This is a genomic window from Curtobacterium sp. MEB011, from assembly GCF_030209655.1.
In the GTDB taxonomy this organism is placed as follows: Bacteria; Actinomycetota; Actinomycetes; order Actinomycetales; family Microbacteriaceae; genus Curtobacterium; species Curtobacterium poinsettiae.
Genome location: NZ_JARVRN010000013.1, coordinates 89209 through 96735 on the forward strand (window position 1 = coordinate 89209; position 7527 = coordinate 96735).

Here is a 7527-nt window from a genome sequence, read left to right on the forward strand (position 1 = left end):
GCCGTCAGATCGCGGTCTGCGTCGACTTGGGCATGTGCAGCGGGATGAGGTCGCGCGGCGGCATCGGCGTCGTGCCGCGCACGACGACGACGCTGCGGAACAACTCCTCGATCTCGCTGGCGTCGTCGGGCTGCTCGGCGGCCTTGCCGGCGATCACGCCGCGCAGGAACCAGCGCGGGCCGTCGACGCCGACGAAGCGGGCCGGACGGGAACCGGCGGTGCCGCCGTCACCATCCACGGCGACCGGCACGGACGCCCGGAGCTCGGGGCCGAACGGGCCGTCGACCTCGGTCACGACACCGCCCTGGCGCTCGATCTGCTCGGCGATCTGGGCGCGGATCTCGTGCCACAGGCCGGTGGACCGGGGCGCGGCGAACGGCTGGACCTGCAGCGTGGAGTCGTCGTAGTCGAGCCCGACCGCGACGACGCGCTGCGAGCCCTCCTCGACCTCGAGGCGCAGGTGCAGGCCCTCACGCGGGAGCACCTTCACCCCGCCCAGGTCGACGTAGGGGCGGACCAGGTTCGCCTCGGTCTCGTCGTGGGGGCCGTTCTCGGCCCGGTCGTCCGGAGCGGACTTGTCCGTCGGGGCGACCGCGTCGACCTCGTCGTGGTCCGCGTCTGCATCGGTCGCGATGTCGACCTCGGGGGACGTGTCCGCGACCTCGATGTCGTCGGCGACGGCGTCCGCCACCTCGACCTCGTCCTGCTTGCGTCGGCCGAACTTCATGCGCGCGTCCCTTCCTGAGCGTCTGCGGCGGCACCGTGCACGGCGCCGCTCCGGTCACCGTAGCCCGACGAGCCGAACCCGCCCTGTCCGCGGACGCTGTCCGGCAGCTCGTCGACCCGGGTGTAGGTCACCTGCGGCACCGGCATCACGATCAACTGGGCGATGCGGTCGCCCACGTGGACCTCGTACGGTTCCGTCTGGTCCGTGTTGAGCAGCGCGACCTTGATCTCGCCGCGGTAGCCGGAGTCGACGGTGCCGGGGCTGTTCACGATCGTGATGCCGTGCTTCGCCGCCAGGCCGCTGCGCGGGACCACGAACGCGGCGTACCCCTCGGGCAGCGCGATCCGCAGTCCGGTGGCGGCCAGGTGTCGCTCGCCCGGCTGCAGCACGAAGGCCTCGGTGGAGACGAGATCGGCACCCGCGTCGCCGGGGTGGGCGTGGCCGGGAGCGTGCTCCCCGGTCCAGAGGACGTCGACTGGTTCGGTCACGTGACGAGGGTAGTGCAGCCGTGACCGTTCCGTGACCTCGTCCGCTCGTGATCGAATGGACCCGTGACCCTGTACCGCGAACGACTCTGGGCCCCGCCCGCCCTGTACCTGGCGACGGCGCTCGTGATCCCCGCCACCCTGCTCGTCTTCCTCCCCATCAGCGTCCTGGCCGGCGTCCTCGTGGCGATCGGGATGGAGCTCGGGGTCCTCGTTCTCCTGTGGGTACTCGCACCCACCATCGAGGTCACCGACACCGAGTTCCGCGCGGGCAGGGCACACCTCCCCCGGACGCTCGTGGGCACGACCGAGGCGTTCGAGGGCACGGCGGCCACCGAGCAGCGCGGCCCGGCACTCGACGCCCGCGCCTGGACCCTCTTCCGCGGCTACGTGCGGGGGGTCGTCAAGGTCGAGGTGCGCGACGACGCCGACCCGACGCCCTACTGGCTGGTCAGCGTCCGCCACCCGGGCAAGGTCGTCGAGGCGCTGCGGTCCTGACGGACCACGGGCAACGGCCCTGGAGGCGCGGCTCGGCCCCGCCTCGCAGCCCACGACAAAGGCCCCGCATCCCATCGGGATGCGGGGCCTTCGCTGATCGTTGCGTCGAGGACGACGCGGCTGTGCTCGCTAGAGCGACGCGCACTCCGCGCAGACCGGTCCGAGCTTCGACTCGTGGTCGAGCTGGGAACGGTGCTTCACGAGGAAGCACTCGACGCAGGTGAACTCATCGACCTGCGGGGGCAGCACCACGACGTCGAGGTCGACGTCGCTGAGGTCCTGCCCGGCGAGTTCGAAGCTGCCGGGGTTGTCGGAATCATCGTCGACGACCCCCGACATCTTGTCGGGAACGCGCTCCTTGAGGGCCTCGATCGACTCTGAGTCAGAGTTGTCGTCGGTCTTCCGGGGGGCGTCGTAATCGGTGGCCATGCCCATCCATTCTCGTATCGAGAGGTCGTCGCCGGGTGATCGGCGGCGACAGTTTGCACCACGCCCCGCCGATGCGCAAACCGAGTGCTGCGGCGGGTCGTGCTGGCTGTGCAACCGGTGACCCGAACCGGACATTCCCGACACCCGTTGCCGGGCTCCGGCGCGCTCTCGGATCGGCCTGCGGATGTGCGCGGCACGCCCGTGCGCCTCCCCGGAAACCGTCCGTCCTCCCTGCATACTCACGGGGTACGACAGCAGGACCGTACGCGACGCTGGGAAGGCGGAACCATGCAAGACGTGAGAGTCATCGGAGTCGAGTCCGGCGCACTCCTCCTGGCGACCGACGGCGGCACCGAGTTCCGGTTGCCCGTCTCGTCGTCGCTGGCGGGTCAGGTGCGCCAGGCGAACCCCGACGCCGGTCCGCAGAAGCGGGTCTCCCCCAAGGACGTCCAGGCACGGATCCGCGGTGGCGCCGACGCCGCCGACGTGGCTGCCGCGCTCGACGTCGACGTCGAGTACGTCCGTCGCTTCGAGGGCCCGGTCCTGGCGGAGCGCGCCTTCATCCTCGACGCCTCGCACCGCGTCCCGGTCACCCCGGTCGACGACGAGGCCCCCGACACCTTCGGCCCCGCGATCACCGCGAAGCTCGAGGCCGGCGAGGCCACCGCGATCACCTGGGGCTCCTGGAAGCACCCGGAGAGCGGCTGGCAGGTCCGCGTCCGCTACACCGCGGGCGAGGTCGAGCACGACGCCCAGTGGCGTTTCGACCCGAAGACCTCGACCCTCGCGCCCGACAACGGTGACGCCCACCGGCTGTCGCACACCGACGACGAGGGCATCGCCCCGCGCCTGCGTGCGGTCGAGTTCGAGCAGCAGGACGACGACGGCACCCGCTTCGACTCCGGAGCCTTCCGCGTCGACGAGCCGGAGCAGCCGGCCGCCGAGCCCGAACCGTCCCAGCACGCACCGCTCCGTGCGCCGCTGCCCCGCATCGGCCAGGCCACCGTGGAAGAGCGTGCTCCCGGCAACGAGACCGCCGACCTGCTCGAGGCGCTGCGCCGTCGCCGTGGTGAGCGTGAGGCCGCGTCCTTCGGCGAACAGCGTGACGAGCCCGCCCGCGGGACCTCGATCAGCGTCGTCGACATCCCGCTGCAGGGCTTCGAGGACGGCGGCGCGAACGACACCGCACCGCAGTCGACCGACGGCCGTCCGGCCTCGGCGCCGGAGCCCGAGAGCCGTGGCGAACGCAAGAAGCGCAGCCGCCGCTCGATGCCGAGCTGGGACGAGATCGTCTTCGGCACCCGCCCGGACGACGACCCCGCCTGATCCGGACCACCGCGCGGCCGCGCTGACGCCCCTAGTGGGCGAAGGCACCGGCGAGCCGGAGCGGGACGATCGTCTCCTCGTCGGTCATCGCGCCGTGCTGGCCGATCATGCGCTTCGGTGTCTCGTCCTCGCGCAGGGCTCGGTCGTCGTTGAACGCCCACGAGCCTCGCGCCACGACGAGCACGTCACCGATGCGCGGCACCACCTCGTCGGACACCTGCCCGAACCACCCGGCCTCGATCGCCTCGGCACGGCTGGCGACGGACGCCTTCTTGCCGTAGCGCGCGCGGAACGCACCGACGAGGGCGCGGACGTCGGTGCCCGGTGCGACCGTGAGCTGTCGGCAGCGCGGGTCTCCTGCGACACCGACGACGTCGGTGAGCAGCAGCGGGTCGATCGCGATGTTCGCGTGGTCCGGCACGTCGAGCACACCGTGGTCCGCCGTCACCAGGACGCCCACGTCGTCGGCGCTGCGGGCGTCGAGCCGGGCGAGTTCCCCGTCGAGCAACTCGAGCGCGGCCGTCCACCGGTCGGACTGCCAGCCGGACTTGTGGCCGATCGAGTCGAGCTCCGGCACGTACAGGTAGACGAGCGACCGACCGGAGTCGGTCTCGGCCAGGGCGGCGTCGACCCGCTGGGCGATCGAGTCCGCCGAGACGTACCGCGCACCGCCGAGTACGTTCGCGGTCATCCCGGACGATCGGTACCGGTCCGGCCCGACGACGACCGGGTCGAGTCCGAGCTCAGCCGCCCGGGTGAACAGCGTCTGCGTCAGGAACCAGTCGGCGGGCACCTCGGTGTCCCAGCCTCCGAGCAGGTTCATCACGGCACCGGTGTCCGGGTTCCAGCCGCTGTAGCCGATCACCCCGTGGGTGCCGGGCGATCGGCCCGTCGTGAGCGTGCTCAGTGCGGCCGCGGTCGTGGTCGGGAACCCGCTCCGCAGCTTCTTCGCGGTGCCGGTGCCCTTCGCGCCGGTCAGCCAGCGGGCGTGCCCGGCGCGCGCGGACAGCGCGGCGGACCCGAGGCCGTCGACCAGCACGACGATCGCCGAGCGGGCGGGGCGGAGGGTGATCCGGGCCTCCAGGCCGTTGCCACGCAACCACGCATCGTCCGCAGCACCGAGCGCGACGAGGCAACTCGGGAAGACGTCGGCGAGGTTCGCGACGCCGTCGGGGGCCGTCGGTACGCTTGTTCCCATTCCACGAGTCTTCCAGACGACTCTGGTCTTCCAGAAAGGTGCCATGGCACGCACGGATGTAGTCGGCCTGCCCGACGGTGAGCGCATCGAGGACGTCGACGTCTCCGAGGAGATGCAGGGTTCCTTCCTCGAGTACGCGTACTCCGTCATCTACTCGCGGGCACTGCCCGACGCCCGCGACGGCCTGAAGCCGGTGCAGCGCCGGATCCTGTACCAGATGGCCGAGATGGGGCTGCGCCCCGACCGCGGACACGTCAAGAGCGCCCGCGTCACCGGCGAGGTGATGGGCAAGCTGCACCCGCACGGCGACGGCGCGATCTACGACGCCCTGGTCCGGATGGCCCAGCCGTTCACGATGCGCGTGCCGCTCGTCGACGGCCACGGCAACTTCGGCTCACTCGACGACGGTCCCGCTGCAGCCCGCTACACCGAGGCACGGCTCGCCGAACCGTCGATGGCGATGACCGAGGGCCTGGGCGAGGACGTCGTCGACTTCGTCCCGAACTACGACAACCAGATCATGCAGCCCGGCGTGCTGCCGGCGGCGTTCCCGAACCTGCTCGTCAACGGTGCCTCCGGCATCGCGGTGGGCATGGCGACGAACATGGCACCGCACAACCTGGGCGAGGTCGTCGAGGCCGCGAAGCACCTGCTCATGAACCCGCAGGCCACCCTCGAAGAGCTCATGGAGTTCGTGCCCGGGCCTGACCTGCCGTCCGGCGGCACCATCGTCGGGCTCTCCGGGGTCCGCGACGCCTACGCCACCGGCCGCGGTTCGTTCCGCACCCGAGCCAAGGTGAGCGTCGAGAACCTCACCCCGCGCAAGGTCGGCCTCGTCGTCACCGAGCTGCCCTACCTGGTCGGCCCCGAGCGCGTCATCGAGAAGATCAAGGACGGCGTCCAGTCCAAGAAGCTCGTCGGCATCTCGGACGTCAACGACCTGACCGACCGCAACCACGGGCTCCGGCTCGTCATCGGCATCAAGAGCGGCTTCAACCCCACCGCCGTGCTCGAGCAGCTCTACAAGCACACCCCGCTCGAGGACGGCTTCGGCATCAACAACGTCGCCCTGGTCGGCGGGTCACCCCGCACCCTCGGGCTGCGCGAGCTCCTCGACGTCTACGTGCAGCACCGGCTCGACGTCGTCACACGCCGGTCGCAGTACCGCCTGGCACGTCGCAAGGAACGGCTGCACCTGGTCGAGGGTCTGCTCATCGCGATCCTCGACATCGACGAGGTCATCCAGGTCATCCGCACGTCCGACGACTCCGAGGCGGCGCGCAACCGCCTGCGCGACGTCTTCGACCTGTCCGAGGTGCAGGCCGAGTACATCCTCGAGCTGCGCCTGCGTCGCCTGACGAAGTTCTCGCGGATGGAGCTCGAGGCCGAGCGTGACCAGCTGCTCGCCGACATCGCCGCCCTCGAAGAACTGCTGGCGTCCGACGAGCGCCTCCGCGCGCAGGTCGCCCTCGAGCTGACCGAGGTCTCCGACAAGTTCGCGACCCCGCGCCGCACCCTGCTCACCGAGGCGGACGCCCCGGTCAAGGGCGGTCGGAAAGCCGCGGTCGACCCGGAGTCCCTGCAGATCGCCGACTCCCCCTGCCGCGTGCTGCTCTCGACCACCGGGCGGCTCATCCGCGTCGACATCCCGACGTCGGAACTCGGCATCGTCCGCGTGCCGAAGCGCTCGAAGCACGACGCCGTCCGCTCCGCCGTGGTGAGCACGGTCCGCGGGCAGCTCGGCGCCCTGACTTCCACCGGGCGGGTCCTGCGGCTCTCCCCCGTCGACGTCCCCGCCGTGCCGCCCGCAGCGGTCCGGCTCGACGCCGGCGTCCGGGTCACCGACTTCCTGGCGCTCACCAAGGGCGAGACGGTCGTCGCGCTCGTCGACCTCGGTGGGGCATCGTCGGACTCGCTGGCGATCGGTACCGCGCACGGCGTCGTGAAGCGCGTCGTCCCAGGCGCCTGGCCGGACAAGCCCGAGTTCGTCGCCATCGGCCTGAAGCCCGGAGACGCGGTGGTCGGTGCCGCCCAGGCCCCGGAGTCCGACGACCTGGTGTTCATCAGCTCGAACGCGCAGCTGCTGCGGTTCCCGGCGTCCGTCGTCCGGGCGCAGGGGCTGCCCGCCGGTGGAGTGGCCGGCATGGCCCTGGCCGACGGCGCCGCCGTGATCTGGTTCGGGTCCGTCGCACGCTCCGACGACGCCGTGGTCGCCACGGTGTCCACGACCTCGACCGCGCTGCCCGGTACCGACGCCGGCCGCGCCAAGGTCTCCGCGCTGTCGGAGTTCCCGGCGAAGGGCCGCGCGACCCAGGGTGTCCGGGCGCACGCGTTCCTGAAGGGCGAGGACGGGCTCACCGTCGGCTGGGCGGGCATCGCGCCGCCGCACGCTGTCGGCACCGACGGCGCCGCCCGCACCCTGCCCGACTGGCTGTCGAAGCGTGACGGGTCGGGCGCACCGCTCGAGGCCGTCATCGGCTCGATCGGCGGCAGCGCCGCGACGCTCGACGGCACCGCCGGCGAGGCGTAGGCGGGCGCCGGCCGGCCGGCCGTCCGCTGCGCGCGTTCGCGAGAGCGACAGTGTCCCGCGAACGGTTCGCGGGAGACTGTCGCTTCGGCAGCACGGACCGCGCACGGTGGCGGCACGGTGTCGCTCTGGCGGCACCGAGACTCGGCCTGCGCGACATCGTTCGCCGTCCGGCACCCGAGTCCGCTCGCCCACCGCGAGACTCGCTGGCCGGGAGGCGCGGGCCAGTCGCGTCCGGACCGCTCGCGCCGCCGACGCGGAAGCGACAGAAGTCCGCCAACAGTTCGCGGGAGACTGTCGCTTCGGCAGCACGGACCGCGCACGGTGGCGGCACGGT

At 71.9% G+C, this 7527-nt stretch carries 7 protein-coding genes; 3 read left to right on the forward strand and 4 right to left on the reverse strand.

Annotated elements, in window-relative coordinates; translation table 11 throughout:
- Positions 1-4 precede the first annotated feature (4 nt).
- Positions 5-727: a DUF3710 domain-containing protein gene (locus QRN30_RS16045; RefSeq protein ID WP_017886101.1), complete on the reverse strand. Its 723-nt coding sequence runs from the start codon at positions 725-727 to the stop codon at positions 5-7.
- Complete coding sequence (dut, locus tag QRN30_RS16050; protein ID WP_017886100.1) at positions 724-1215, reverse strand: dUTP diphosphatase; 492 nt, start codon at positions 1213-1215, stop codon at positions 724-726. Before dut ends, QRN30_RS16045 begins: the two co-directional genes overlap by 4 nt.
- Before the next feature lie 63 nt (positions 1216-1278).
- Between dut and QRN30_RS16055 the strand changes: the two genes are divergently transcribed.
- Entirely contained in the window at positions 1279-1710 is a 432-nt protein-coding gene (locus tag QRN30_RS16055) for a DUF3093 domain-containing protein (protein WP_042537043.1), read from the forward strand.
- 129 nt (positions 1711-1839) lie between these two features.
- Here QRN30_RS16055 and QRN30_RS16060 read toward each other — a convergent pair whose 3' ends face one another.
- Entirely contained in the window at positions 1840-2139 is a 300-nt protein-coding gene (locus tag QRN30_RS16060; RefSeq protein ID WP_017886098.1) for a DUF4193 domain-containing protein, read from the reverse strand.
- A gap of 297 nt (positions 2140-2436) precedes the next feature.
- Here QRN30_RS16060 and sepH point away from each other — a divergent pair, with 297 nt between their 5' ends.
- Positions 2437-3465: a septation protein SepH gene (gene sepH, locus QRN30_RS16065; protein WP_159556382.1), complete on the forward strand. Its 1029-nt coding sequence runs from the start codon at positions 2437-2439 to the stop codon at positions 3463-3465.
- A 31-nt stretch (positions 3466-3496) separates the two neighbouring features.
- Here sepH and QRN30_RS16070 read toward each other — a convergent pair whose 3' ends face one another.
- Positions 3497-4663: an alkaline phosphatase family protein gene (locus tag QRN30_RS16070; protein WP_052481613.1), complete on the reverse strand. Its 1167-nt coding sequence runs from the start codon at positions 4661-4663 to the stop codon at positions 3497-3499.
- A gap of 43 nt (positions 4664-4706) precedes the next feature.
- On the opposite strand from QRN30_RS16070, the gene QRN30_RS16075 reads away from it, so the two are divergent.
- Positions 4707-7193, forward strand: coding sequence for a DNA gyrase/topoisomerase IV subunit A (locus QRN30_RS16075; protein ID WP_056068470.1), 2487 nt, complete (start codon positions 4707-4709; stop codon positions 7191-7193).
- The last annotated feature ends 334 nt before the right edge of the window (positions 7194-7527 follow it).

What these genes read in the sequence shown, in the direction of transcription:
- QRN30_RS16045 (WP_017886101.1), bottom strand. Translation starts at nt 727, where the DNA reads ATGAAGTTCGGCCGACGCAAGCAGGACGAGGTCGAGGTGGCGGACGCC.
- QRN30_RS16060 (WP_017886098.1), bottom strand. Translation starts at nt 2,139, where the DNA reads ATGGCCACCGATTACGACGCCCCCCGGAAGACCGACGACAACTCTGAC.
- QRN30_RS16070 (WP_052481613.1), bottom strand. Translation starts at nt 4,663, where the DNA reads ATGGGAACAAGCGTACCGACGGCCCCCGACGGCGTCGCGAACCTCGCC.
- QRN30_RS16075 (WP_056068470.1), top strand. Translation starts at nt 4,707, where the DNA reads ATGGCACGCACGGATGTAGTCGGCCTGCCCGACGGTGAGCGCATCGAG.